A 25,048-nucleotide genomic window follows, 5' to 3' on the forward strand; every position below is an offset into this window, starting at 1 on the left:
GTCATTCCAGGCCCAGCCGCTGCGAGCAGGCCGGCCATGCCGAGTAGCCGCCCCGGTCCTCCCGGACCTTCTCCGCGACCGCGATCTGCTGCTCGCGCGTCGCCTCGGCCGCCGACGGGGCGTATTCCCCGCCGCCGTAGGCCCTCCACGTGGGGCCGTCGAACTGCAGCCCGCCGCTGTAGCCGTTGCCCGTGTCGATCGACCAGTCGCCCCCGGACTCGCACTCCGCGAGCCGGTCCCACGCCGCAGTGTCCGCGGTGGCCGCCGCGGCCGGGGCGGGCGCCAAGCCGGCAGCAGGGGGCTCGCCGCCCTGGTCCGTGTCCTGCCGCTCGTCGTCCTGCCGCTCCTCGGTGTCCGCGTCCGGCTCGCTCCGCTGCCGGCTGTCGGCGTTGTCCGCGTGGGTGCGGCTGTTGCTGCTGTCCTCGCCTGGGTCGTCGTCGCGCGCTCCGCCCCGCGGGCGCCTGTCCCCCGGAGAGCGATCTGCGCTGCGGCCCGGCGAGCTCGACGAGTCGTCACGAGTTGCATGGTGGGGGGCCGAGCTGCCCGCAGAACCTCTCACAGAACCTCGCGCAGAATCTCCGGTCTCGTCGTCGTCGGCCTGCGGGAAGCCGGCCTCGGCGAGTTTGTCCGCGAGTGCCTGCGCGGTGGGGTCGTCGTGGGCCTGCCCGAGCGCTTGCGAAAGGGCCGCGACCTGCTCGTCAAGATCGCCCTCGCGAGGTGTCGCGGCGACCGAACCGTCCGGCGGCTGTGCCGAGGCCCTCCGGTCCGAGTCGTCCGAGTCCGTGCCCGTGTCCGGCGCCGAGTTGGCCGAAGCCGTGTTGCCACGGGTCTGGACGTCGCTGCTGACGTTGTTGCCCGCGGCGTCGGGCTGGGCGTCGAAGCCGGCGTCGCGGAGCTTGTCGGCGAACGTCTGCGCATCGGGATCGTCGGGTTGCTGCGCCAGCTCCTGGGCCAGATCGTGCACGTCCTGAGCCCACGGCTGCGCCTCGGCTGTACGCCCTGTTCCCGTGCCCCCTGTCCCCGGGCCCCCGGCGGCTGCGGCGGAGCTGTCCTGGTTGCAGACCTGCACGTCGGCGCTGTCTTGTGCGGCAGGTCTGTGCTGAGCGGTCGAGTCTGCGGCCAGCTCTGCCTCCTCGGCGACCTGAGAGATCACCGCGCTCATCGCGCCGCCCACCCTGGTCGAGTCACCCGCGGGCACGGCGGCGGACACGGCCGGAACCGCGTTCGCGGTTGCCGCCTGGGGGCGCGGCGGTGCGGCCGGCTGCGGGTTCGCTGGCCCGTCGCGCAGGTCCGCCGGAGTGGGGGAGAACCCGGCTGCGGCGAAGACCACGGCGAGCTGCTGTGCGGCCGGGGCGCTGTTGGTCATCAGGGCGTCGGCCAGGTCGTGCGCGCGCTGACGCCAGCCGGTGGCGACCGCCGGGGTGAAGCCCATCGCGCGGAACTCCTGCACCAGGGTCGCCGCGCGGGGGTCGTCGGAGCTGATCAGCGTGGTGAGCAGGGTGCGGGTCTGATCGACGAGTTCCTGTGCCTGCTCGAGGATCTTGGGGTCGAGCTGGGGCGACCCGGTTGCGTCGCCGCTCGACGAACCCGTGTCGGGGGCACTGGAGCCGGCACTGTTGTCGGCGTCGGGACCGGTCTCGCGGGTGCAGGTGAGGGTGTCGGTGAGCGAAGCCGCGGCCGCGGCGCCGGCCGCGGGGCCTGCGGTCAGGGCGACCGTGACCAGCACGACCGTCGCCGCTCTACGGGAAGCGGACATGAGGACTCCTGAACAGGAAGCGAGCTCGTCGCTGGGTAGGGGAGGGAAGGTCACGCAGGCGCAGCGCTCAGCCGTCGGATCCGCCGGACCCGTCGTCGCGGCTGTCCCGGGACGAGCCCTGGTCGGAAGAGGCGGCGCGGGAGCGGTGACCGGGCTCCTCATCGCTGGACTCGTCGTCGCCCTGTGCGCCGATGTCGGCCGAGCTGCCGCCTGAGCTGCTGGCCCCGTCGGCGCTGTACTGGCGGACCCAGTCGACGTGCATGCTCGTCTGCTGGTCCGGGTTGCCGAAGTTGTCGAGCTGGATGGTCAGGTGCATTGGCCCGGGCGGCAGGTGGCTCTTCTCGGTGGTCTCGAACCACTCCTCGCCATCTACGTAGTAGGCAATGTGCTCGGCGGTCCACTCCACGGCGAAGGCGTGCCACCGGGTCGCGTCGACGTCGACCGATGCGGTCTCCTGGGAGTTGTCGGCGCCGTAGTGCAGGAACCCGTCGACGGACCGGCGGTCCGGGTCGGAAATCTCCATGAAGTCGACCTCGCCGCCCTCGGGCCAGTTCTCCGCGTCCGGCCACAGCAGCAGCAGGCTGTGCAGGTCGTTGGAGCCGGCCGGGGAGCGCACGCAGCCCTCCCAGCGCCCGTACATCTGGCCCGGGTTCCAGGCCATCCCGCCGCTCTGCCCGCTGGGGTCGCCGGTGATGGTCAGCAGCCCGTCCAAGACGGAGATCGCCGCGGGGGAGCGGGTGCCATTGCCGGCGTGCCCGGCCCCGTCGTAGATGCCCCACTCGTCCTTCGAAGACTCGGCGTCGAACTCGTCGGCCCGGTTGGGGCTGCCCCAGCTGAACTTGTCCGCCGCTGTTGTCGGGCAGTTGCCGTTGCTCGAACCGGACCCGATGCCGGACCGGGTGCCGGAGCCGGTGCCGGCGCTGGTGCTCGGTCGGGGCGAGCCACCGCCGCCCGCCCCGACCGAGTCTTCTCCGGTCTCCCCGTCTCCGGAGCCCCCCGAGCCGGTGCCGATGGATCCACCGCCTGAACCCATCGACCCCGAACCCAAGGAAGACCCTGCGCCACCCCCGGACCCACCCCCGCCGGACCCGCCGCCGCCAGAGTCGCCGCTGGCCGATCCGTTGATGCAGCTGGCTGGAAGGAAATCCGGGGCGCTCACTCCCGCGTCTTCCAACAGATTGCGCAGCTCCACCGCACGGGCCGTGCTCTCCACCCGCAGCTCCTGGTAGAGCACCTTCGCCGAGAGCCGCCAGCTGCACGAGGCCTGCGCGTTCGGCACGGCTGACGGCACAAGACCCGCGGCGACAGTCAACGCCGCTGCAGCGGCCGCCATTCCGACACCCATCGCTAGTCCTGCTCGGGATCGGGCTGGCCGGGGCGAGCTGACGGGCGCCGATGGTTGCGGGAGTGGTGGAACGCGTCGGCCACCAGCGCGCCCAAGCTGATCGCGGCGTCGCGGGTGCGCGGGCGCAGCTGGTCGAGCTGAATGAGCCCGCCGGTGGCCAGGTGCGGATCGCCGGGGATCTCCACCACCGCGCGGCAGCGCTGGGCGAAGTGGTCGACGACTGCGGCCCGGTCGATGTTGTTGGACACCTGGTGCAGCGAGATCGCCACGACGGCGTTGGTGACCAGCTCCTCGAACCCGTGCTCCTTGAGCCAGTCCAGGGTCTTCGCCGCCCGCGACCCGCCGTCCACCGTCGGAGCACCGGCGATCACCAGGGTGCCGGTGTTCTCCAGGGCGCCGGCCATCGCCGAGTGCAGCAGCCCGGTCCCGGAGTCGGTGATGATGATGTTGTAGAAGCGCTTGAGCACGTCGGTGACCGCGAGGTACTCGTCCTTATTGAACGACTCCGACATCGCCGGGTCCTGCTCGGAAGCCAGCACCTGCAGCCGGCCAGCGAGGCTGGTGTAGGTGGCGACGTCGGTCAGCGAGTGGATCGTGTCCAGGTTCCGGATCAGGTCGCGCACCGTGTACGGGACGGGCTGGCCCAGCAGCCGATCCGCCAGGGTGCCCGCGTCCGGGTTCGCATCCAGCGCGACCACGCGGTCCCCGCGGAACTCGGCCAGCACCAGCCCGAGCAGCGCCGACACTGTGGTCTTGCCGATCCCGCCCTTCATCGACGCCACGGTGATGGTGTGCCAGCCGGCCAGCTGGGTCTGCATCCGCGCGATCTTCTGTCGGCGATCCGCCTCCGTCGGCGACAGCCCGGGGTTCATCCGGCCCCGGGAGAGCGTGTAGACCGCTCCCCGCCACCCCTCCCGCGGCCGGTCTCGGCGAGTGCGCACCAGCTGCTGATACGACAACGAGTCTGCGGTGCCCTCCGCCCGCGGCCCCGGCGACGGGCGCTCCGGCCGCGGGGTCGTCTGCTCTGTCGTGGAAGCGGTCGGCGGGCCGAGGCTCCAGGGACCGGCAACCACCGGGGAACGCTTCGGCGGCGGCGCGGAGGGAGCATCTCCAGTGATTGTCGGTTCTGGCAAGTCCGGGGTCGGTGACGATGGGCGGGGTGGCGCACAACGAGTCGGAGCGGCCAGCGTGGAGTCGCCATCCGTACGCGACCCCGTCACATCGCTGTGCGGGCCGGACTGGCGTGACAGCGGTGGGCTGCTCCAGGGCGCCAGTGCTGGGTCGTCTGCCCAGGAGCTGTGCTGGTCAGCGGGCATCGCGGGACCTCATTCGGTGGTTGGGGGAGATGTCGACGATCAGGCCGGCGGGGCGGTCTGGAGCCCGCGCGATCGGTGGGGCGAGCCGGACCCAGTCGCACGAGGCGAACTGCCAGGCGGACGAGTCCGGATCGGGTGCGCTGGACGGCCCGACGTAGCGGCCGCCTTCAGGGAGCGGCCCGTCAACGGTCTGGCTGGCCTTCTCGGCCGGAGGTGGGTAGGCGCGCTCGTAGGTGGCGACACGCACCACGACCTCGACGAGCACCCGGCCGTCGTCGAGGTGTTTGGTGCGGCCGGGCAGAACCACGTCTACGCGCTGCCTACCCACCCCGGACCAGCCCAGGGTGGCGCCCCTGGGGTCGCCGAGGTACTCGCGCAGCACCTCGGCACGTCGGGTCGGATAGTCCTCGTCCCACGACAGGTAGTCCGCGGCGAACCGCGCCGCGAACGCCGCAGCGTGGGCCTCGTCAATCGGCTCCAGCTCCTCAATGGACCGCTCCATCCGCCAATCAAGGCGGATCGGGCGGCAGGCCAGGACGGGTTGGCGGGCCACGCTTGAGGCGCCGCCCTCATCCTCCGCGGCCTGATCCTCCGCGGTCAGGTCCGAAGCGCTACCGAGCGGGTGGAACGGGTGGTGGGCCTGACGGGCGGGCTCGGGCACCCACAACTCCGTCCTGCCCTGCTCAGCCGTGAACTGCGAGCCCTTGTTGAACTGTGCGAGCTGCCGCGGGCCGACATCTTCGCCGAGGTCCTCCGTCGACTCAGTGCTGACGAGCGGGTGGGTGAACAGAGCCGACCCTGGTGGCTCCTCGAGGCGGGCGGTGAGATCGGCCCGTATGTCAGGTTCAGTTGCCGGCGGCACGGATGCGGTGCCGGCGAGCTGCGCACTGATGGTTGGATAAACCTGGGAAGCCGGAGGATGGTCCTCAGGGCGGTCCTGCACGCTTTTTGCTCGTCGATGGGCGCCCCCCAGCCCTGGAGCCACCTGCCAGGAGGGCAACTCCTCGACGCCGCGACGTGCTCGGCGCATCCTCGTCACGCTCCAGACCGGGTGATCGAGCATGCAGGGGACGAGATCGAAGCTGGCTGCGGCCGGTATCGCCTCACTCGTTCACCCCCAGGTCGTCCTCACTATCGCGGGACCTGTAGTCAGCCGTGCCCGCTAAGCGCTACGACGGTTGCCGCCGAACGCCTCGGCGATGCAAGGCGATGCTCTCGGAGCAGATTTCTACGCTGAGATGTTCCGATCTGTCTAGATCAAGGTCTCGACGTTCGCTGGCGGCGGGTGAGACGTACGTGCGCTGCCTGCAACTCGGTGTAGCTCTCTAAAGCGCTCGACATACTCCTTCTAGCTGTAGCGGAGGGACCTCGCAGGGGGAGTGGTGAACGCTGAGCGAGAGGAACGGGCCGTAAGTCGAGCTCAACGCCCCTATGGGGTGATGGTGACCCCCATATCACCTAGATGGCTGCGCTGCAGCGAAGTTTTCTGTCGAGAACGGATGCGTGGACTACGCTGGGCCTGCGTCAGCGGAAGCCATTCGAGGGGGCGGTCAGTGCCGAACGAGGATCGAGCCGAGGAGACGCCGCGGACTCTGGCGGATCGTCTCGAGCGGCTCTTCGAGGTGCACCGCCCGCCCCACGCTCCCGAGCGCCGATGGCGCAACAACGAGGTCGTCGCGGCATGCCGCGCCGAAGGACGGGAACTGTCTGAGTCCCACCTCAGTGAGCTGCGCCGAGGGGTGAAGCGCAACCCCACGATGAGGACGCTCGAGGCGCTGGCCTGGTTCTTTGACGTCAGAATCGGCTACTTCGTTGACCCTGTCGTCGCAGAGGAAGTCGAACACGAGCTCGACCGGCGAGCTGCCCAACTGACATCCAAGTTGGAAGCCGAACGCAAAGCACAAGCCGAGGAGCGTGCGGCTGCGCTGGAGTTGCAGAGGGCGCTACGCGCGTCCGGGGTCACGAAGACCGCGCACCGCGGAGCCGTCGGCGGGGGCGTCGATCGACGGGAGCGCACGTCAATGATGCTGGCTCTTGCTCGCGCGCTGCTCGAGGACGACGACGAGGACGCTCGGTAAGCCGGCCTGCTCGATCCGCGTCCACCGATCGGACGTTCACAGTGCTCACGCAGCGATGACGCCAATAGCATGATCAAGACATGTAGATGGGGTCTCGGCCTCCTTCGACTCAAGCGGCCAGCTGAAGCAGGGGAGGCCCGGGTGGCGCACCAGCTCAGCTCTGGGCAACTCCAGAACTTCTGTCGCAACCTCCTCGCCGAGCTCGCGCTCCGGCCCCCGTTCACACCCCACGAACTGTGTCGTCGCCTCGCCGAGCAGCGCGGCCGCCCCATCAAGCTCCAAGCCGCTGATCTCGGTGCGACGACCTCGATCGGACACCTCGTCGTCCAGGAGCACCGCGACAGAATCCTCTACGAGCGCACAGCACCGACGGCCCAGCAGGCAACCGTGATCTACCACGAGGTCATCCATCTCGTCCGTGACCACCTCTCAGGCCACGCAGCGCTGACCTGCGGGACCCCGTTCGACGAGGGCGACGATCCCGGACCATCGAGACCCAGCCTCTACGAGGGCTGGCAGGAGTGGGAGGCAGAAGCCGGCGCCCGCATGCTCGCTCGAATGGCACGGCGGCGGGCCCGACCCGACAGCCTCGCGCTGCCCGCACACCACCCCGAACACAACATGGCCGCGGCTTTCGGCCTCAGGCGCAGCGACTGGGCATGAACGTCAAGCTCTCCTTCTCGATCACCACGGCAGTTGTCCTGGTGACAGTCGCGGCGTGGCAATGGCGCCAGCTGCTGCGCCACCCGAAGGATCTGCCCCTGCGAGTCCTCGTGGTAGGCGTCAGCAGCATCGCCTTCGTCGTGACCTTCGGCCTGCCGTTCGGGATCTTCGAACCGCTACACGAAGCCCTGGACGTCGTGCACTTCAGCAACATCGCCTGGGCGGTGATGATCTGGAGCTTCGCGGCCTTCTTCCTGCTGGTCGGCCCTGCCGACGGGAACCTCACCGAGAGATGGCGCCAGGCCACACGGGAGCTCGGCATGATCGCCGCAGCGATGGCTGTCATGTTGCTCGTCCAGTACATGGCACCACCTGGTACCTGGCACTATCCGCGGATCCCGGAGGACTACCGCACCTGGCAGAACATCGTCTTCTACCTGAGCTCGTCGGCTGTGCCCTTCGCCCTCTGGGTCCTCGGTACTGTCCGGGCGGTCCGCTTCTTGCAGGACCTGCGGCATGCCTGGGCCCGCATCGCCGTCATGCTCGTCGTCGGAGGCGCCGGGGCGATGGAGGTCGGCGTCGACGGAATCGTCCTCCTGCGCCAGGCCCTCTACATCGCCTTCCCGGGCTCGAAGTGGCCGGTTCTGACCACGCTGTACAACGTCGGCAGGCTCGGCGGGCAGATCACGCTCGCCGCGGGTCTGGCGGCTGCGCCCCTGGCCGCCCTGGTCCCGCGGATGCGGGACGGTGTCGACGACCTGCACCGGCGTGTGTACGTGCGGCGACTCCACCCGCTTTGGCAACGCCTGACCGACGAATTCCCCTACATCGTGCTGCCGGAGACGCACGAGACCCGTGATCGCGGCCTGACCGCCACCGCTGCCCGCTGCGAACAACTCATGAGTGAGATCACCGATGGCCTGGCCCATCTGGCGCCGTACTGCTCACAGCACCCGGCGGACCCTAGCGGGATCGCTAACCCCCAGCAGGCCGCGAAGACCATTGACGACGGCTTGACGACCTTGGCCGCCAGTCGCCGTATCCGATGGTCCGGAGGTGAGTACCAGACCCCGCTACCGCCTTACCCGAAGCTCGAGCCCGAGTTCGACGGAAAGTGGCGAGACAGGGCCAGGTGGATGACCAGGGTCAGTCGCGAGCTCGAAAAGGCCAGCACCGGCGAAGCGGAGGAGGGTATCGGTGGGCTTCCCGCGACCCATTAGCGTGCCGCTCTCGGTGCTCGACACCGTGCCCATCGTCGAGGGATCAACTGCTCGAGAAGCCCTCGCGAACACCCTCGACCTGGCACAACGTGCCGACCGAATCGGCTACCGGCGCTACTGGGTCCCCGAGCATCACGGCATGCCGGGAGTAGCCGGCTCGGCAACCAGCGTGATCATCGAGCGCATCGCCTCGCTGACCGAGCGGATCAGGGTCGGCTCCGGCGGCGTGCTCCTACCGAACCACTCGCCTCTGGTGCTGGCCGAACAGTTCGGCACGTTGGAAGCCTTCCATCCCGGGCGTATCGACCTCGGCCTCGGCCGGGCTCTCGGCGGGCGGCGGGCAGTAGTCGACCGCGTCCGGCCCGCGTCGGAGCGCACCGCGAAGCCGTTCGAGGAACAGCTCGACGAGTTGCTCTCCCACTTCGCGCCTGCCCTCGACGGTCACGCCTCTGCCGTGCCCGCTGTGGGCAACAAGCCAGAGGTCTGGCTGCTGGGATCAACTGAGTACAGCGCGCGGCTGGCAGGCAAGCTCGGCTTGCCCTACGCCTTCGCCGGCCACCTCAACCCCGGGACCATCGACACAGCGTTGCTGGAGTACCGCCGCGCCTTCCATGCCGCACACGGAACAGCCACCCACCCGCAGGACATCTTGAGCGTTCCGGTTATTGCCGCTGACACCGACGTGCGCGCACGCTGGCTCGCGGGATCTGTCAAGCTCCGGCTCCTTCGACGCAGCAGGAAGGAGCGCACCCTCTTGCCCACACCCGAGGAGGCCGGCGCGCACCCCTTCACCGTTGAGGAGGAGCAGATCGTTCGGCAGGCCATGGACGGCTACGTCGTCGGCTCGGGCGACACCGTCCTCGCTCAGCTGCAGGATCTCGTCGACAAGACGAGCTGCCAGGAGTTGATGATCACGAGCCCGATCTACGATCACGCCGAGCGATGCCGCTCTTATGAGATCTGCGCTCGTTCGGGACCTCACGCGTGAAGCCGCGCCCGGCCCTTGGTTTCCTCTTGCTGCCTGGTGTCCGCATGCACGTTTGTCGCAGGGCGCGGTGGTCGCAGGGCCTGCTGTAGGTCCTCAGCCCGGACGGCGTGGGTATCTCGCGGTGGGGGGCGGGGTGGCGGCGAACTGGCGCCGGGAGGACGGCGCGCTTTAGGCACTGTCTGCGCAGTTTCAAGGCCCGGGGCTCGGTGGGGTGCAGCTGGTCATCGCCGCTCACCCTCATCGTGGCCGGACCGAGCCGGTCGAACTCCGCCCGTAACATCTGGCCCAGGGCCCATCGGGACGGCCGGGTGCAGCGCCCCCGTAAGGATCAGGTGCCCGGCTCGAAGGGCCGCGTCCCGCGCAGGCGCAGTCGGCGCCGAGACAACCGTGCTGGGATCAGCGGGGAATCCATCTAGCCCGGGGGAGCGGTGCGCAGCGGCGCCCGCTCCAGGGGGCACAGCCGGATCTACGCTCAGAACTGCACCTTGCAGAGCCACCGGCGCACTGGGTCTTGGCACTCCGTGCACGAACGTGACGGCGGCAGGCGTCCTGTGCCGGGTTGGGGGCAGCCCTATCCCAGCGCTGCCGTCCTACTGATCCGAGGACTGGTCGGGATCGATCAGCCGAGTCAGCAGGGCAGTGATCTGCTGCTGGCCGGCGGCCGTCGCGTCGAGCGCACCGCGGATCTGGGTGAAGCCGTCCTGCATCTCGCTGCGCAGCTCGGACACCACGCCCCGGAGTCCGGCGAAGTCCCCGCGCATGTCGGCGAGGTCATCGCGCATGGCGTTGAGGACGCGATTGTTCTGCTCGCGAAACTCACGGATTTCGCCGCGGACCTCGGCGACGTCGCGGTCGGCTCCACCGGCGAGCACCCGCGCCGCGGCGGCGTCCTGCTCGCTGTGCTGAACCCGCTCGGCGAGCCGACGGACTTCGGCCTCGAGCGCGGACACCCGCTCTTCGAGATCGTCAGAACCGGCCACGTTCCCACCTTAGCGGGTACGCGGCGCTGTGCTGGCAGCTCGAGGGCACTCGAAGACGATGCTGACCTGCTTCACCGGTTCAGCCTGCGGCGGCGGCCGCTACGTGCTCCGTGAGAGCTGGGGGCGCATTACCTGCGAGCGGCTGCCGGCGGCCGCGTAGCCATGTGGGGGCGTGGAGCAACGACTCGGTGGCCTCGACGGAATGCGCCGGCCCGACCTGCGAACGACATAACCCTTGACAGATTGTCAGGGTTAACGGGAAGCTCGCGCCGTGGCACCCGTCGTCGAGACCTGGCTTTCGCTGACTCTGACCGTCCTCGTCGACCCGCCTCAGCCGGCTGACGACCTCATGCGCCTGGGCGATCGCGCCGCCGCTCGCGTCACCTCGAACAGCCGTGCCCGGGTAGCCGGCACTCACGCCACCGGCCCCGGCCTGCTCGAGCAGGTGACCTGGATGCTCTCCCTGCCCGCCCCCCGGGGTGAGCCGCTCGGGTCGGTCCTCTCGCGCTTCGAGGCCGCCGCACGCGAGGAGGCCGAGAGCGGGCTTGCCCTGCAGACCGCCTCACTGGAGGGCTTCACGCTCGACCAGCTGCGGGCGCGCGCGGAGCAGCAGCGCGACACCCGCGCCCAAGTAGTTGGGGTCGACGAGTTCCGGGAGCTGCTCGGCGAGCCCGGTAAGCCGCTCTCTCGGCAGCGGCTCTACGAGCTGCGCGAGCAGCCGGACTTCCCGCCGGCAATCGCGCGCGGCGTGTGGCACCGCGGCACCGCTGAGCACTACGCCCTGACCCGACGCAGGGCCGGCGGAAGGCCTCCTCGGGGCGATGTCCACCCGACCCTCGGGGCGTACTGCGCCGAGTGCTGGCACCGTGCCTGGGCGCACGGGGAACAGCTCGCCGACGCGCCGGACGGCGTGCCCTGCCGCTCGATCGACCCCGATACCAACGACCACAGCTGCCACTGCCCGGGCTTCCGGTCGGCGGCGGTAACGGCGTGAACGCTCTCGCCGGCACCCGCGAGGGGCCGCGAACCACCTGGCCTCGTCGCACGCGAACCCAGCGCGCCCAGGGCGACGAGGACGCGTTCACCGCAGAGATCCCCACCACAGCGCGAGCCCTCGATCGCTTCCTCGCAGACGTACCGGGTTCGTAAAGGGCGCATCGCGTGGTCGGCGGCCGGGCCCGTTGCAGCGTTCTGACGATGACGAATGCTTCGCGGCGCTGGCCCCGAGGCCCGGGGACTCGTGTTTTAAGTCGGTTCAGCGGGCATGCGGTACGGTCATTGGTATGGCGACTCGCAAGGTGACGCTCTCGCTCGATCAGACGGCGCTCACAATGGCCGAGTCCGCGGCAGCGAAGGCCGGCATCTCCACATCGGCGTGGCTGTCTGCCGCCGCCCGCCGGGAGGCGGTCCGGCTGGGAGCCGGGACCGAGTGGGGCAACGCTGCTGTGGATGCCGCGGCGGACGACGCCGATCTGGCCGCGGCAGAGGACGACCTGCGTGCGGCGGGGTGAGCTTCGCTCCTATACCCGGCCCTCGACCCCTGACCAGCAGCGCACAGTGCTTCTGCTGTCCAGCGACGGCATCAACGACTCGCCTCGGCCCTGGCTGCTCGGCATCGAGCTACGCGAGCGCGACCCCGGCGATCTCTTGGCGATTCCCGTGCACGGGCGTGGTTGGGCCTACGCCGGTGATCTGAGCCGGATCTACCGCGCCTGGGTCGGCAAGCAAGAAGGAACGGTCGACGCCACGACATTGGCCCGGGTCGATGGAGCTTTGCGGGCCGCCCTCGACCTTTGAGCCCGCGGTCACCGGTCGATCAGCTGCTCGGGCCCGTCCAGGTGCCACAACGTCTGACACGACTGGCCGGAAGCGTCGCTCGACAGAAACCTCCGTACCGCCGGAGACGAGCATGATCGGGCAGGTGAGCGACCGCGCGTCAGCGCCACGAACCGGCCAGGTGCGGCTGGCCGGGCACGTAGTCGCGCTCTCCGAGCTGCGGGCTCAACCGTCGCGGCACAGTGCCCTGTTCGCGCAGGCCCGGGAGACTGTCGGGTACGCCGAGTGCCTGTGCCACGCAGAGGGGCGCCGGCTGGTCATCCGGCTGCGCGCCGGGCGCTTTCATCTGGCGTGCTGGCCCGGCGAGGGCGACCAGCACTCCCCGGGCTGCTGGTTCTTCCGCACCACCCCGTACCTGACGGGGCGCGCCGGCTACAGTAGCGAGGCGATCAGTGGTGGCGGGCCTGCCGCGGTCCGGATCCGCCTCGATATCCAGCTCGCCCCAAGCCTCCCCAAAGCCGACCAAGCGGCAGTCGTCAGGCCGCGCAGCTCTGGCAGGTCACGACGCGCGATGTCGCAGGTGGGTCTGCTGCACTACCTGTGGGAGCACGCCAGCCTGCACCTGTACGGCCCGGACACGAGCCGCCGGTGGGCCGACTGCCACGCCGCGCTGCAGACGGCGGCCGCGGAGACCGAGCTCGCGCAGAACCCGCTTGCCGAAGTGTTGCATGTGATCGCGCCGTACCGACCGGAACACGCAGCCGCGCACAACGCCGAGTTCGACGCTTTCACCGCCCGCCTCGGCACCCACTCCACCGCAATAGGCAGGCAGGCCGGTGTGCAGCGGCGCGGTCTGGTGCTCGGAGAGCTGCGGGAGCTGGGCGAGACCCGCTATGGATGGCGGATCCTGCTGCGCCACCAGCGCACCCCGCTCTACCTGAGCAGTTCGGTCCGGGACGGGCTGCGGCGCGCGTATCCGCAGGCGTTCGCCGAGCAGCTCCCCGAGGGCGCCCGCCGGGTCCTGCTCCTGGTCGTGGACCGTACCGCGCCCGGGAACCTGACCGTGATCGACGGCGCGGCGATGCTGACCAACCGTTGCTACCTGCCCGCGGATTCGAGCTACGAGGTACGGATGGCCGATCATCTGATAGCGGCGGGTCGGCGCGTGCTCAAGCCGCTGCACTACGACTCCCACAACGAGGTCTTCCCGGACTTCGTGCTGCTCGACACCGACCCGCCCACCTCTGTCGAACTCTGGGGCGTGCCCGGGCGCGCCACCTACGAGGCCCGGAAGAGGGCCAAACGCGAGCACGATGTGGCCGAGCAGAGGTTATCGCTGGAGTGGGAGGTCGTCGGCCCTCCGCCCAGCGCGGCAGCCCCCTGACGCGCGGAAGGCGCGAGGCTCATGCGTACAGACAACCGATCGGACGGAAGATGGCATCGGCCCTCGGGGCACGACCTGGCGTACAGAGCAGCTCTGTCTGATGCGCGAGCCGCGGGAGGAAGTGATCCTTCCCGCGGCTCGGCGCGGCAACTGCCCGTCGGCTGAGGGACGGGCGGAAGGTCAGCGAAGACAACACGGCTGGTGCGGTGGCCGGCTCGGCGGTCGGGGTGGCGCAGCCGGCGCGCGACGCCCATTTCCTGTGCAAGCCGTCGGGCGCATGAGCCCACCTCCTGGTCAGTGCCTCTCGCGCTGGAGCGGGGGCGTCCAGACGATTACGGGCCATTGTGGGTGTGGTGTGGCCGTACCGCTCGAGGCGAACGAGTTCAACAGCTGCTGCCTCGAAACCTCGGCGTCCGGGTGAGGGGTCTTGTCGCAGCCGAGGTACGCGGTCGTTTCCCGGTGATGATGCGCCCGTGCGTTGGCGTTCTATCGCTCGCCGAACCCGCTGGGTCGTGAGGGCGGAGCCCACGTGCACCTAGCCACGTCCTTGGTCACTGACCTACGCTCTTGGTCATCGACCAAGGAGGCACGGTGGAGTCAGTGGATGTGGTAGTGGTCGGAGCTGGCCCTGTTGGTTTGTGGCTTGCGGCCGAGCTCCGGACGGCCGGGGTGAATGTGGTCGTCCTGGAGCAGCGCACGGAGCGGGATCCGAACTCGAAGGCGCTGACGATCCATCCGCGGACGATCGAGGTGCTGGACTCCCGTGGCATGGCGGAGGCGGCGCTAAGCGAAGGGATGCGGGTGCCGACCGGCCACTTCGCAGTGCTGGACTCACGGCTGGGCTTCACGGCCCTGGACACTCCCTACCCGTTCACGCTCGCTCTGCCGCAGGCCCGGACCGAGGAGCTGTTCGAGGAACACGCGCGTCGGCTCGGGGCAGACGTGCGCCGCGGCCGCCGGGTGGAGGTTCTGGACATTCATCCCGATGGCGTGACGGTCCGGTGTGCGGAGGGGGGCGTCGTCGAGGCGGGCTGGGTCGTGGGGTGCGACGGCGTCCACAGCACGGTGCGCAGGGCAGCGGGCATCGCTTTCCCGGGTCCTCGTCGACGTGTCTGGGTTGGCTCGCCGACGTCCAACTGCGGGAACGGCCCGATCCGCCGATCCTTAGTCAGTGGTCGGATGAAGGTCAACTCCTCGGTGTGCCGCTACCCGGCGGGTTGTACCGGCTAGTGGGGATTGCGAAGGAGGATGTCCGGACCGACTGGCCGGGTGAGCTGACGCTGAAAGAGGTACGGCGCAGGACCGCGACGCTGACGGGTCGGGACTGGGGCATGCATTCGCCCACCTGGTTGTCCCGCTTCGGCAACGCGTCCCGTCAGGCCGAGCGCTACCGGGCTGGTCGCGTGCTGCTCGCGGGTGACGCGGCGCACCAGCACATGCCCGCGGGTGGTGTCGGGATGAACGTCGGCATCCAGGACGCCATGAACCTGGGCTGGAAGCTCGGCGCGGCCGTGCGGGGCTCGGCCTCGGACGATCTGCTCGACAGCTATGAGGCCGAGCGGTACCCCGTCGGACGGGACCTGCTGCGCAGCACCCAGGCGCAGACGGCGCTGATGACCGACTTCTCGGCAGACGGCAGGCAGCTCCGCGCCCTGATGAGCGAGTTGGTCGCCGAGTCGACCGAGCTGGCGAGTAGCCTCGCCGAGCGTCTCTCCGGCCTGCGAGTTCGCTACCCCGCTCCTGCCGGCGCCCACCACCTGGTCGGCGCCCGGGTGCCCGACCTCGCCCTGGCTGACGGCGGCCGGGTGCTGACTGCACTCCGGGTAGGCCGCCCCGTGGTGCTCGACGCGACCGGCCGGGCTCAGTCCGGCTCGAACGTCCCGATCCACGAACTCGCCCCGGTCGACCGTCCGCAATGGAGGGAGGTCGAGGCGGTGCTGGTCCGTCCGGACGGGCATGCCGCCTGGGCGGGCGATGCAGCGGACCTGCCGCGGTGACCTACGCTCGCGGGCGTGCCCAGCGACCGTCGCGCCGAGATCGTGCAGGCGGCAATCGGGCTGCTCGAGGAGACGGGGATCGACGGGCTCAGCCTGCGCGCCGTGGCCGGCCGGGTCGGCGTCCGGCTGAACACAGTGTCCTGGCACGTCAAGACCAAGGCACGACTCGTCGAGCTGGTGGCAGACGCGATCCTCGAGGAGATCACCTTCGACGATCTCCCCAGTCCATGGCGGGACCGGACCTGCGAGTTGCTGCGCCGCTACCGAGCCGCCCTGCTCGCCCATCGAGACGGCGCCCGAGTAGTCGCGGGCACGTTCAGCGCGGAGCCGGCGACACTCCGGTACGCCGAGCACCTGATGGACGCACTGCTCACGGGCGACCTCGACGAGCGGACGGCCGGCTGGACGGGCTGGACACTGATCTACTTCACCCTCGGCCTCGTGCAGGAGGAGCAGGGGTCGCCAGGTCCCGTCGCCGACCAGGTCGCGGGGATGCTGGATCCTGCAGGCCACCCGGCCTTGCGGCGCGCGCTCCCGCACCTCGCGGACGACCGGTTCGACGACCGTTTCGAGCACGGCCTACGCCTGATCCTCAGCGGCGTGACCTGACCAGCAACGACATCGTCTCCGCGAGGTGTGCCCGGGTGGCCGCCTCGGCCGCCGCGGCGTCCCCCGACTCGATGGCGTCGATCAACACCTCGTGGCGGTCGTTGGCCCGCTGCAGCTCCACCAGGTCAGCGACGACGACGAGCGCGGGCTCAATCGACCGGCGCAAGAACTCGTACAGCTCGGCCAGCACGGTGTTCCCGGTGGCCTCGGCGGCGATCCGGTGGATCCGGGAGTCCGCCTCGATGAACGCGGCCACGTCCCCCGATTCCGCGTGCGCACGGCAGTCCGCGAGAGCCGCACGGAGCTCCGCCACCTGGGCAGACGTGCGCCGTACGGGGGCAACCTGCGCGACGAGGACCTCGAGTGCGGTACGGACCTCGAACACCTCCGGCACCCGCGCCGCGGCGACCCGTTCGGCGAGCTCCGCGCCGTCGGATCGAGCGACGAAGGTCCCGCTCCCGTGCCGCACCTCCAGCACGCCAGCGTGGGAGAGCGCTCGAATCGCCTCGCGCAGAGTCGACCGACCGACCTGGAGCTGCTCAGCGAGCTTGAGCTCGCTCGGCAAGCGGTCGCCGGGCTGCAGTCCCTCAGATCCGACCAGGTCGCGAAGGCTGGCGATGACCTGGTCGACCAGCGGACGGCGCTCGGGCGGCGCGGCTGGGCGCCAGTCCTCGATCACAGCCCCCAGACTACGACCCTACCTATTGACACCGCTGCGTCCGTCCACCAAGTTGTCTGATGACCTGATGAATCGAGGTAGAGCGTGACCGTCCAGTACCTCAACCCCACCAGCCTCGTCGCGCCGGTGATGAACCTGTACTCGCAGGTCGCCATGGTCGAGCCCGGGTCCCGCCTCGTCGCGATCGCCGGGCAGGTGGCGCTCGACACCCGCGGCGAACTCGTCGGACCGGGAGACCTGCGCGCCCAGGCTGAACAGGCCTTCGGCAACCTGCGCCGTGCCCTAGAGGCGGCCGGCGGTCGCCCGCGCGACCTGCTCAAGTACACGATCCACGTCGTCGACTCGTCCCCAGCCCACGTCGAGCCGGTGTTCGAAGCCGCCCGCGCGGCCTTTGGCGGCGAGCTCCCGCTCGTCCCCAGCACCTGGCTGGGGGTGGCGACGCTCGCCCTCCCCGAGTGGCTGATCGAGGTGGACGGCCTCGCCGCCGTCCCGGGAGAGGAGAACCGCGCATGACCAAGGCCCTGGGCATCCCGCCCGCACCCACCTTCGAGTCCGTGGCCGATGAGCGCCGACACCGCAAACAGCAGCTCGCCGTGGCGCTACGGCTGTTCGGCCGCCTCGGCTACGACGAGGGCGTCGCAGGCCACATCACCGTCCGCGACCCGCAGGACCCCGAGAAGTTCTGGGTCAACCCCTTCGGCGTCTCCTTCGGCCGGATCAGCGTGAAGGACCTCGTCCTGGTCGACCGCGACGGAGCCGTCGTCGAGGGCACCCGCGCTGTCAACCGCGGTGCCTTCGTGATCCACTCCGCGATCCACGACCTGCGCCCCGACGTCGTCGCCGCAGCACACGCCCACTCGATCCACGGCCGAGCGCTCGCCGCCCTCGGCGCACCCCTGCGCCCGGTGGTGCAGGAAGCCTGCGCGTTCTTCGAGGACCAGAGCACCTACACCGACTACAACGGGCTCGCACTCGAGGAGGACGAAGGGCGCCGGATGGCCGAAGCGCTCGGCGGAAACCGGGCCGTCGTGCTGCAGAACCACGGCGTGATCACCGTCGGCGGCAGCGTCGAGGAGGCCGCCTACTGGTTCATCAGCTTCGACCGAGCCGCCCAGGTCCAGCTCCTCGCCGAGGCCGCGGGCACCCCTGCCTACCTCGACGACGCCGCCGCCCGACTCGCCCATACCCAGTTCGGCAGCCCGAAACTCGCCCGCTTCAGTTTCCAGATCCTCTTCGACGACATCGTCCACGCCCACCCCGACCTGCTCGACGAGTGACCGACCCCAGACTGGAGACCCCATGGCGACCTTCGTCCTCGTGCACGGATCCTGGGCCGGCGGCTGGAACTGGGCGCGCCTGCGCCCACTTCTCACCGCCGCCGGACATCGCGTCCTCACCCCGACCCTCTCCGGCCTCGGCGACCGCGGTCACCTCGCGGGTCCCGACATCGGCTTGTCGACCCACATCGAGGACATCAGCCGTCTGCTCGACTGGGAGGACCTCACCGAGGTCGTGCTCGTCGGGCACAGCTACGGCGGCATGGTCGTGACCGGGGTGCTCGGCCGGGTCCCCGAACGCCTCGCGCGGGTGGTCTACCTCGACGCCTTCCGCCCCGAACCCGGCCAGGCCGCCTTCGACATCCTCCCCGAGCTCCCGGGCCTGTTCGGCGAGCCACCCGCCGAGCACCCCTGGGGCTGGCCACCGGTCGACCTTGCCATACTCGGGATCGTCGAGCCCGCGGACCGGGACTGGATGGCCCGCAAATGCACCCCCATGCCCGTCCTCACCCACCGCGAACCGCTGCCCAGCCCGCAGAAGCAGGCGGACGTGCCGATCACCTACCTCCGTGGCGCCGCAGTCCCGTTCTTCGCCGAGACCGCAGACAAGGCCGAGGCAGACGGCGCCACCGTGACCTCATGGCCCGACGCAGCCCACTACCTACACGTCCACCACGCCGCCCGAACTGCGGAACTCCTCCTAGGACTCGAGGAGGCCACGGCTTGATGTCGGCTCTGCAGGTCATCCTGAATCATCGGGGCACACGCGATAATGCCGGGAATCCCATCTAGTAGGAGCCCGAGACGCTCTCGGCGCGGCGAGCCGGGACTGTCAGTGGGCCCGGCTAGCCTCCGCCCGTGCGTGATCACTCCTCGACCGTCCCGGCCCCCGCGGGACGGGGAGGAGCCGAGGAACCTGTCATAACGTCAGGCGACGTCTCGGGGGCGGCGGCGGGGGAGCGGACCGACCTCAAGTTCCCGGCCCACCCGGCCGGTTCCGGCTCCGGGCGACCCGCGCTCGCGCTCGCCGCCGAGGTGCCGCTGACCGCGGAGGAGGCCGGCTACGTCGCCGCGGCACGGGCGGCGAACACGCTGCGCGGCTACCGCAGCGACTGGGCCGACTTCACCACCTGGTGCACCACCCGCGACCTGACCCCGCTCCCGGCCGGCCCGGCCGCGCTGACCGGCTACCTCACCGACCTGGCCGGACGCGGCCACGCCGTCGGCACCCTGAGCCGGCGGCTCTCGGCGATCCGGTTCGCCCACCAGCTCGCCGACCACCCCGACCCCGCCGCCGGGGCTCGGGTGTCGGCGGTGTGGGAGGGGATCCGCCGCACCCACGGCGCCCCACCTGAACAGGCCGCCCCACTCATGCCGCCGGACCTGTTCGACGTCGTCGCCGCCTGCCCCGACCAGCGCCACTTCCGCACCCGACCCCCCGAGCCCGACCTGGCCGGGCTGCGGGACCGGGCGCTGCTGCTGGTCGGGTTCTTCGCCGCACTCCGCCGCAGCGAGCTCGCCGCCCTGGCCGTCGACCATGTCTCCGAGCACCCCCGCGGGCTGGTCCTCGAGCTGCCCCGGTCGAAGACCAACCAGACCGGCACCGTCGCCGAGCTCGTCGTCCTGCCCCGCGCGAGCCGCCCGGAGCGCTGCCCGGTCACCGCCCTGCACGCCTGGCTGGACGCCGCTGCCATCACCACGGGGCCGGTGCTGCGCAAGGTCACCAAGGCCAACCGGCCCGCCGACCGCGGGCTGCACCCGGAGTCGGTGAACGTGCTGGTGCAGAATGCCATCGCCCGCGCTCGGATCGGCGGTGGGCCCTGGTCGGCGCACTCGCTGCGCGCCGGATTCGTCACCTACGCCCACCTGCGCGGCGCCTCGGACCGGGCCATCGCCCACCAGACCCGGCACCGCTCACTGGCCTCGGTGGGGGTGTACGTGCGGATCCACCAGGCCTGGGAGGACAACGCCGCCACCATGCTCGGCCTCTGACACTGACGGCCTGCTGCGCCCGAGAACCAGGCGATCACCGCTGAGCCCACCCGGCCCTGCGGCGTTATGGCAACTCCTGCCGAGCCGGCGCACCTCCCGGGAGCGGCGGGGAGGTCGGCTGTGCGCGTTCCGGCGCTGCCGCGCCCTCATCCCGCCGACCACCGGGCGGGCTAACCGGGCGCGGTACTGCCAGGACGGCAAGACCTGGGGGACGGCCAGATCGGCGCGGCCACCCGGGCCGCGCTGGCCGACCGCGACACCGCGCTGGCCGCGGCCGCCGAGGCCACCGGCGCCCAGCAGCGCGCCGAAGCCGATGCCGCCGCCGCGACCCGCGAACAGCTACGTTCCGAAGGGCAACTGGCCGCCCTCGAGGACCGGCTGGTCCGCGCCGAGGAGCTCGCCGAGGCCGCCGCCGCCCAGGTCGGCGAGCTGCGCGACCGGCTCGCCGCCACCGCCGTCGATGTAGGCGAACAGCTCGTTCTCGGCGCCAAGCGCCGGAGCACCGCGCAATTGCCGAGGGCGGGGGGTGCTTCAGCTTTGTGAGAGCAGGAGCCGTGGGACGACGCGCACGTAGACAACCATGCCGATGATCTCGGTCAAGGTCTGCGTGACGATCACGACCGGTGCGATGGCGAGGGCGTCGGGCAGCGCGAGGGCCAGCGGCAACACGACGAGGGAGTTTCGGGTTGCCCCGGTGAACACGATCGCACGCCCGTCGGGCGCGCTGAGCCGGAACAGCCGGGCGACGAGCAGACCGAGGAACGCCATGATCACGAGGAACACGGCGTAGAACGGGACGACGGTCGCGACCGCCACCAGGTCGCTGCCCAGCTTTGGAACCTGCGAGGCAACCACGACGAGCAGGGTGGCCACCATCAGCGGCACCATCAGTGTCCCGGCGGCGTCCGCGACCCGCGCCCCGGTGCGATGCCGCGCCGCCCACGCCTGGGTCAGCCAGGCCAGGGCCAGCGGGATCACGATCAAGACCAGGAAGGCCTCGACGAACGGGCCGATCTCGACGACCTCGACCAGACCTGCGCCGAGGAACAGCAGCAGGAACACCGGGAGCAGCACCATCTGGGCCACAAGCAGCAGCGGGGTCGCTGCGAGGAGCCGGTCGCTGCTGCCGCCAGCCAGCCTGGAGAACACGATGACGTAGTCCACGCAGGGCGCGAGGAGCACGAGTAGCACGCCCAGGCGGATGGCTTGGGAGGTCGGGAGGAAACCGAGCATTGCGGCCACGACCAACGGGACGACCACGAAGTTCACGACCAGTGCCGCGCCCAGGAACCGCCCGGCGTGTAGGGAGCGCAGCAGGTCGCGGGCGGGGACCTGCAGGAACGTCACGTAGAGCAGCAGTCCAAGGACGGGATTGATCGCGAACTCTAGCCTCGGCCCGACCCCGGGAGCGAGGAGGCCGACCACGACTCCGGCCAGGATCGCCCCGACGTAGATCGGGACCTGGTGACGCTCCATCCACTCCGCCGCGCCGGCACCGGCTTCGGTCGTGCCGTTCCGGGGCTCGCTCACTGCGCCTGCCTTCCGCGGCCCACCCGGGCAGCGCTGATCAACCTGTGTTTGTCGGGCAGCGCCGCCCGTTTCGCCCATACTCCCCTCCGGGCAGACGCCGGAAAGCTGATGGTCCCCGGCTAGGCCGAGCTCGAGCAGGAGCAGGACCTGCCACCGCAGCTGTGGGCCTGCTCCTGGCCAGCTCTCCGTCGTCGGTAGTGGAGCAGCCACAGACCGGCGGCGCTGACGACCAGGACGCCGGAGACAACGAGCAGTCCCGTCGTCGCGGCCGCCACCCCACCGGCGGTGAGCAGTCCTAGGGGCACCAGCAACGGCACTGCGCAACAGCCGCCGCAGGCTAGGACCGCCAGCGCGGCCAGAATTTTGCTCCGCTTCAGCGGACCGGACGATGGCCTCGCCGCCAGGCCCTCCCCGCTCACTGCAACCCGCTAGCGGCGTGGTTGGCTCGATTCGGACGCGGGATGGCTTGTGCGTCGTGTGCGTCGGGGCGCAGCTTGGAGAGCTCGACGAACGGCACCGGGCACGCCTGGCAAGTGCAGTTAGTCAGACTGTCGCAGCGTGCCTCGATCACCTGCCGCAGCCCGTCCCGAATTAGTCCCAGATCGGCGATCCGGCTCTCGACCTCCTCCAGCTTGGCGCGGGCCCGCGCCTGCAGATCTGGGGTCGGGTGCCGACGACGGCCGGCATCGAGTAGCTCGGCGACCTCGTCGAGGGTGAACCCCAGCCGCTGCGCGGCCTTGACCACCCGAAGCAGCGCGACGGCGTCCTCGTCGTACTCGCGGAACCCGCCGAGGGTCCGAGGCGGCTCGGGCAGCAGGCCGCGGCGCTCGTAATAGCGCAACGTCTCCACGTTCACCCCGGCCGCGGCGGCCAACTCCCCGGATCGCATCCCGGCCCCCTCACACACTGGCCACGGCTCGGGCCTGCTCTGTTAGACCGTCCAGGACTCCAGCCTTGTCTGCCGGCACGCGGACGTCGAGCACCAGGCCGGCGCCGTCGCGCGCGATGGTGAAGTCGAAGAACGAGCAGCACTGCGACTCCTTCGCGGTCAGCTCCCGGGCGTACAGCTCCACGTCGTCAGCACGGGCTAGCCGTAACCGCAGCCAGGATCGGTCGGCTCGCTCTATGCCCTGCACCGACCGGAAGAGCTCCTCGAACTCAGCCAGCCGCGCCGGCTGATCCCCACTCGGCAGGGTGCACACGTCGCCGGGCACCCAGCTGTCCTGCTCGAGGCCACCTGTGCGCGCCGCCGCGACCTCGAACAGCCCGTGCAGCAGCTCGACCGGCTGTGCTCCGACCATCCGTGCCAACTCCTTGCCGCGATCACGGACGAGCAGCGTTGGGGTGGAGGACACCTCGAACCGGGAGACGAGCCCGGGGCTGGCCTCCGCGTCGACCTTCACGAGCTGCACGCCTGGGGCGAACTCGGCCGCCACTTCGTCCAGCAACGGGGCCATCCGCCGGCAGATCGCGCACCACGAGGCGTAAAACTCGACCACGACAGGGTGTTCTGCCCGCTCGACCTCCTCGCCGAAGCTCTGTTCGGTGACCACGAGCGCCAACACATTAACCTCCGAACCCAGCCAGCATCTCTCCTGCACACGACGCTAAGCCCGTACCTAGGTACAGCTTGCAAGGTGGCGCGGGTCACAGCTGACGCTAGATCTTGACGACCATCGGCGATCGGAGGTCTCGCGGCGGCGCGGACCGAAGGGCCCGGGGTTGGCGTGCCGGTCCGGGCTCGCCGGAGGCGACCGCCTTGCGGCCGGAGCCCCCGACACGCCTGCGGCCATGTCAACAACGTCCCGGGTCACCACACCTAGGCGCCGCGCGGTACGGTGGCGTTCCTGGCCGGCGCGTTACAGACCGCGGTAGAGCGCCTTCTTGAAACCGTCCTTGCGGCGCCCGGCTGCTCTTAGGCACCGGACCTTCAGTGGAGTAGCACCTTCAAGCCCACAACCACCCCTCCCAGCGCCGCGCTGCACAGACTCCACCCCAGCGCCTGAAACCGGGTCGCCTCGGCTCGCCGCGCCGCCGCGTGACCGAACGCGCCGAGCATGAGGATGGCTAGCCCGAGCGCGGAGAAGACTGCGAAAGTCACCCGCCCGGTCAGCAGCGCGAGGACGACCAGGAGGACGAGCGGGGTCAGGCCCGCCTCGACGACGGGTAGCCCATGCCGCAGAGCCGCCAGCACCCGCGTACGGCGACCAGCCGAATGAACGGCAGCCGCGAGAAGCTCGGCGTACCGCTCAGCAGCCCAATAGACCGCCACCGTCACGACCACCGTGAGGACTATCTGACCGAGGTCGGCATACGTGCTGCCGATAGCGATCGCGGCCGCACCAATGACGGTGCCGTAGATGGACTGGGCGAGATCTCGCTCGGTCTGCCACCGATGATGGCTTAGCACAGTCCGGCGCAGCAGCCTTCGTCCCGGGGAAGCCGTCACACCCAGTTCCCGCTCGCCGCGGCGCTCATCCCGGCTGCGTCCCGATCGCGGTATGCGCCATCGTCGAAGAATGGACGTAGCTGGCTGATGGACCGTCACCCCGGGCGGGTGAGCTCGAGAACTACCTACCAGGGGCGGTCGTGGCGACCGCCCGAGAACTTGTTGGTGTCGCAGGCCGCCATCAAGATCGGTTGTGTCGTCGCGCGCTGCCAGGGCCCGGGCTGCGGCTCCTGCTGATCCCCTTGACCAGAACTTCCCTAGTACCAAGCCTGAACATCATCGGGCTGGGCAAGGCCGCCCGACACGAGTGCGAGGCCCTCGCCGCGGCGCGAGACGAAGGGGCCGGCTGGGCCCGGTCTCTCAAGGGCAGGGTGAAGCGGTGCCCATAACCGTCGTCGTGGGCGCCGCTTCGCCCGGCCGGTCAGCCGCTGCCAGTCACCGATCTCCACGGCGAGCCCGAACGCGGTCAACGTCGAGACCCCGCGCAGACACCCCAACCGGCGCGTACTTGCCGTGGGCGGCATCTCGGTGATCGTGGCGTCGAGCCGGTCACGCCGCGAGAGGGTGGCCGGCGGCGTGTCGTAGGCGATGTCGTCGGTCGTACGCCGCGGGTGTTCCAGCCGAAGCCAGCCGCCGGTGCTCCCCTCACACAGCTCGAGGCGGACCGCAGAACTGGCGGTGAGTGGTGTTACTCAGCGCTCCAGGATCGCGCGCAGCTGCTCCACAGTCGGTGCGCCGGTGGTTGCCTGCGTTGAGGGGTAGACCCGGCAGGCTGGGCCTATCTCACCGGTGATGGGCGAGGGGAAGGGGTCGACCCCGTCGATGAGAATGGTGGGGGAGCCCCGGAATGCCGGCTCGTCGCTGAGGCTGTCAGCAGTGACCCGCCGTACCGTCACCGCCACCCGCTGATGGCCGGTCACATCTAGCGCCTTCCGCAACCTCTCGACCACAACGCCTTCGTAAGGACAGCCCGGGATCACGAGTACCTCTATATGCATGCTGGTTCGTC

27 protein-coding genes are annotated in these 25,048 nt (G+C 70.3%); 15 read left to right on the forward strand and 12 right to left on the reverse strand.

The features are described from left to right. Position 1: 1 nt before the first annotated feature. From ACL02T_RS09915 to ACL02T_RS09930, 4 genes are all read right to left on the reverse strand, one after another. Complete coding sequence (locus tag ACL02T_RS09915) at positions 2 to 1,756, reverse strand: transglycosylase family protein (RefSeq protein WP_412830336.1); 1,755 nt, start codon at positions 1,754 to 1,756, stop codon at positions 2 to 4. 67 nt (positions 1,757 to 1,823) lie between these two features. Further along, positions 1,824 to 2,789, reverse strand: coding sequence for a glycoside hydrolase family 16 protein (locus ACL02T_RS09920; RefSeq protein WP_412830337.1), 966 nt, complete (start codon positions 2,787 to 2,789; stop codon positions 1,824 to 1,826). Between the two features lie 314 nt (positions 2,790 to 3,103). After that, positions 3,104 to 4,042 carry a MinD/ParA family ATP-binding protein gene (locus ACL02T_RS09925; protein WP_412830338.1) on the reverse strand — a complete coding sequence of 313 codons (939 nt, stop codon included), beginning with the start codon at positions 4,040 to 4,042 and terminating at the stop codon, positions 3,104 to 3,106. A 364-nt stretch (positions 4,043 to 4,406) separates the two neighbouring features. Then, a complete protein-coding gene (locus ACL02T_RS09930; protein ID WP_412830339.1) occupies positions 4,407 to 5,480 on the reverse strand; it encodes a hypothetical protein in 1,074 nt (357 codons plus the stop codon). Between the two features lie 490 nt (positions 5,481 to 5,970). Here ACL02T_RS09930 and ACL02T_RS09935 point away from each other — a divergent pair, with 490 nt between their 5' ends. The 4 genes from ACL02T_RS09935 to ACL02T_RS09950 all read left to right on the forward strand — a co-directional run bounded on the left by ACL02T_RS09935 (position 5,971) and on the right by ACL02T_RS09950 (position 9,366). Further along, on the forward strand, positions 5,971 to 6,495 hold the full coding sequence (locus tag ACL02T_RS09935; RefSeq protein WP_412830340.1) for a hypothetical protein: 525 nt from the start codon (positions 5,971 to 5,973) through the stop codon (positions 6,493 to 6,495). A 141-nt stretch (positions 6,496 to 6,636) separates the two neighbouring features. Next, a complete protein-coding gene (locus ACL02T_RS09940; protein ID WP_412830341.1) occupies positions 6,637 to 7,158 on the forward strand; it encodes a hypothetical protein in 522 nt (173 codons plus the stop codon). Next, entirely contained in the window at positions 7,155 to 8,378 is a 1,224-nt protein-coding gene (locus tag ACL02T_RS09945; RefSeq protein ID WP_412830342.1) for an MAB_1171c family putative transporter, read from the forward strand. Before ACL02T_RS09940 ends, ACL02T_RS09945 begins: the two co-directional genes overlap by 4 nt. 13 nt (positions 8,379 to 8,391) lie before the next feature. After that, positions 8,392 to 9,366 carry an LLM class flavin-dependent oxidoreductase gene (locus tag ACL02T_RS09950; RefSeq protein WP_412830343.1) on the forward strand — a complete coding sequence of 325 codons (975 nt, stop codon included), beginning with the start codon at positions 8,392 to 8,394 and terminating at the stop codon, positions 9,364 to 9,366. Between the two features lie 590 nt (positions 9,367 to 9,956). Here the strand turns inward: ACL02T_RS09950 and ACL02T_RS09955 are convergent. Then, positions 9,957 to 10,346, reverse strand: coding sequence for a permease (locus ACL02T_RS09955; protein WP_412830344.1), 390 nt, complete (start codon positions 10,344 to 10,346; stop codon positions 9,957 to 9,959). 271 nt (positions 10,347 to 10,617) lie between these two features. Here ACL02T_RS09955 and ACL02T_RS09960 point away from each other — a divergent pair, with 271 nt between their 5' ends. From ACL02T_RS09960 to ACL02T_RS09990, 7 genes are all read left to right on the forward strand, one after another. Next, positions 10,618 to 11,340, forward strand: a complete 723-nt coding sequence (locus ACL02T_RS09960; protein WP_412830345.1) for a hypothetical protein — start codon at positions 10,618 to 10,620, stop codon at positions 11,338 to 11,340. Positions 11,341 to 11,629: 289 nt separating this feature from the next. Beyond that, a complete protein-coding gene (locus ACL02T_RS09965; protein WP_412830346.1) occupies positions 11,630 to 11,857 on the forward strand; it encodes a hypothetical protein in 228 nt (75 codons plus the stop codon). Positions 11,858 to 11,903: 46 nt separating this feature from the next. Continuing rightward, positions 11,904 to 12,143 (forward strand): hypothetical protein, encoded by a 240-nt coding sequence (locus tag ACL02T_RS09970; RefSeq protein ID WP_412830347.1) that lies wholly within the window; start codon positions 11,904 to 11,906, stop codon positions 12,141 to 12,143. A 124-nt stretch (positions 12,144 to 12,267) separates the two neighbouring features. After that, positions 12,268 to 13,506: a DUF1173 family protein gene (locus tag ACL02T_RS09975; RefSeq protein ID WP_412830348.1), complete on the forward strand. Its 1,239-nt coding sequence runs from the start codon at positions 12,268 to 12,270 to the stop codon at positions 13,504 to 13,506. Between the two features lie 591 nt (positions 13,507 to 14,097). Further along, positions 14,098 to 14,736, forward strand: coding sequence for an FAD-dependent oxidoreductase (locus tag ACL02T_RS09980; RefSeq protein WP_412830349.1), 639 nt, complete (start codon positions 14,098 to 14,100; stop codon positions 14,734 to 14,736). Beyond that, positions 14,736 to 15,503, forward strand: a complete 768-nt coding sequence (locus tag ACL02T_RS09985; protein ID WP_412830350.1) for an FAD-dependent monooxygenase — start codon at positions 14,736 to 14,738, stop codon at positions 15,501 to 15,503. The genes ACL02T_RS09980 and ACL02T_RS09985 overlap by 1 nt, the downstream gene beginning before the upstream one ends. Positions 15,504 to 15,518: 15 nt before the next feature. Then, a complete protein-coding gene (locus tag ACL02T_RS09990; protein ID WP_412830351.1) occupies positions 15,519 to 16,112 on the forward strand; it encodes a TetR/AcrR family transcriptional regulator C-terminal domain-containing protein in 594 nt (197 codons plus the stop codon). On the opposite strand, the gene ACL02T_RS09995 is transcribed toward ACL02T_RS09990, so the two are convergent. Continuing rightward, positions 16,096 to 16,791: a FadR/GntR family transcriptional regulator gene (locus tag ACL02T_RS09995; RefSeq protein ID WP_412830352.1), complete on the reverse strand. Its 696-nt coding sequence runs from the start codon at positions 16,789 to 16,791 to the stop codon at positions 16,096 to 16,098. The genes ACL02T_RS09990 and ACL02T_RS09995 overlap by 17 nt on opposite strands. Before the next feature lie 84 nt (positions 16,792 to 16,875). Between ACL02T_RS09995 and ACL02T_RS10000 the strand changes: the two genes are divergently transcribed. From ACL02T_RS10000 to ACL02T_RS10015, 4 genes are all read left to right on the forward strand, one after another. Continuing rightward, positions 16,876 to 17,304 carry a RidA family protein gene (locus ACL02T_RS10000; protein WP_412830353.1) on the forward strand — a complete coding sequence of 143 codons (429 nt, stop codon included), beginning with the start codon at positions 16,876 to 16,878 and terminating at the stop codon, positions 17,302 to 17,304. After that, positions 17,301 to 18,068, forward strand: coding sequence for a class II aldolase/adducin family protein (locus tag ACL02T_RS10005; protein ID WP_412830354.1), 768 nt, complete (start codon positions 17,301 to 17,303; stop codon positions 18,066 to 18,068). The genes ACL02T_RS10000 and ACL02T_RS10005 overlap by 4 nt, the downstream gene beginning before the upstream one ends. A gap of 22 nt (positions 18,069 to 18,090) precedes the next feature. Next, entirely contained in the window at positions 18,091 to 18,795 is a 705-nt protein-coding gene (locus ACL02T_RS10010) for an alpha/beta fold hydrolase (protein WP_412830355.1), read from the forward strand. 131 nt (positions 18,796 to 18,926) lie between these two features. Further along, the gene (locus ACL02T_RS10015) at positions 18,927 to 20,060 is read left to right on the forward strand and encodes a site-specific integrase (protein ID WP_412830356.1); all 1,134 of its coding nucleotides are present in this window, start codon (positions 18,927 to 18,929) and stop codon (positions 20,058 to 20,060) included. A gap of 339 nt (positions 20,061 to 20,399) precedes the next feature. On the opposite strand, the gene ACL02T_RS10020 is transcribed toward ACL02T_RS10015, so the two are convergent. The 6 genes from ACL02T_RS10020 to ACL02T_RS10045 form a co-directional block, all read right to left on the reverse strand. Beyond that, the gene (locus ACL02T_RS10020) at positions 20,400 to 20,570 is read right to left on the reverse strand and encodes a hypothetical protein (RefSeq protein ID WP_412830357.1); all 171 of its coding nucleotides are present in this window, start codon (positions 20,568 to 20,570) and stop codon (positions 20,400 to 20,402) included. Positions 20,571 to 20,591: 21 nt separating this feature from the next. Then, a complete protein-coding gene (locus ACL02T_RS10025; RefSeq protein ID WP_412830553.1) occupies positions 20,592 to 21,536 on the reverse strand; it encodes an arsenic resistance protein in 945 nt (314 codons plus the stop codon). Positions 21,537 to 22,005: 469 nt separating this feature from the next. After that, a complete protein-coding gene (locus ACL02T_RS10030) occupies positions 22,006 to 22,479 on the reverse strand; it encodes a MerR family transcriptional regulator (protein ID WP_412830358.1) in 474 nt (157 codons plus the stop codon). A gap of 10 nt (positions 22,480 to 22,489) precedes the next feature. Continuing rightward, on the reverse strand, positions 22,490 to 23,143 hold the full coding sequence (locus ACL02T_RS10035) for a thioredoxin family protein (protein ID WP_412830554.1): 654 nt from the start codon (positions 23,141 to 23,143) through the stop codon (positions 22,490 to 22,492). A gap of 377 nt (positions 23,144 to 23,520) precedes the next feature. Then, complete coding sequence (locus tag ACL02T_RS10040; RefSeq protein ID WP_412830359.1) at positions 23,521 to 24,039, reverse strand: hypothetical protein; 519 nt, start codon at positions 24,037 to 24,039, stop codon at positions 23,521 to 23,523. A 692-nt stretch (positions 24,040 to 24,731) separates the two neighbouring features. After that, positions 24,732 to 25,037 carry a hypothetical protein gene (locus tag ACL02T_RS10045; protein WP_412830360.1) on the reverse strand — a complete coding sequence of 102 codons (306 nt, stop codon included), beginning with the start codon at positions 25,035 to 25,037 and terminating at the stop codon, positions 24,732 to 24,734. Positions 25,038 to 25,048 lie beyond the last annotated feature (11 nt).

This window comes from Pseudonocardia oceanicola (assembly GCF_047200735.1).
Classification (GTDB): Bacteria; Actinomycetota; Actinomycetes; order Mycobacteriales; family Pseudonocardiaceae; genus Pseudonocardia.

Coding starts and splice junctions, on each gene's coding strand:
- ACL02T_RS09915 (WP_412830336.1), bottom strand. CDS start 1,756: ATGTCCGCTTCCCGTAGAGCGGCGACGGTCGTGCTGGTCACGGTCGCC.
- ACL02T_RS09920 (WP_412830337.1), bottom strand. CDS start 2,789: ATGGGTTCAGGCGGTGGATCCATCGGCACCGGCTCGGGGGGCTCCGGA.
- ACL02T_RS09930 (WP_412830339.1), bottom strand. CDS start 5,480: ATGCTCGATCACCCGGTCTGGAGCGTGACGAGGATGCGCCGAGCACGT.
- ACL02T_RS09945 (WP_412830342.1), top strand. CDS start 7,155: ATGAACGTCAAGCTCTCCTTCTCGATCACCACGGCAGTTGTCCTGGTG.
- ACL02T_RS09965 (WP_412830346.1), top strand. CDS start 11,630: ATGGCGACTCGCAAGGTGACGCTCTCGCTCGATCAGACGGCGCTCACA.
- ACL02T_RS10005 (WP_412830354.1), top strand. CDS start 17,301: ATGACCAAGGCCCTGGGCATCCCGCCCGCACCCACCTTCGAGTCCGTG.
- ACL02T_RS10010 (WP_412830355.1), top strand. CDS start 18,091: ATGGCGACCTTCGTCCTCGTGCACGGATCCTGGGCCGGCGGCTGGAAC.
- ACL02T_RS10025 (WP_412830553.1), bottom strand. CDS start 21,536: ATGGAGCGTCACCAGGTCCCGATCTACGTCGGGGCGATCCTGGCCGGA.
- ACL02T_RS10030 (WP_412830358.1), bottom strand. CDS start 22,479: ATGCGATCCGGGGAGTTGGCCGCCGCGGCCGGGGTGAACGTGGAGACG.
- ACL02T_RS10045 (WP_412830360.1), bottom strand. CDS start 25,037: ATGCATATAGAGGTACTCGTGATCCCGGGCTGTCCTTACGAAGGCGTT.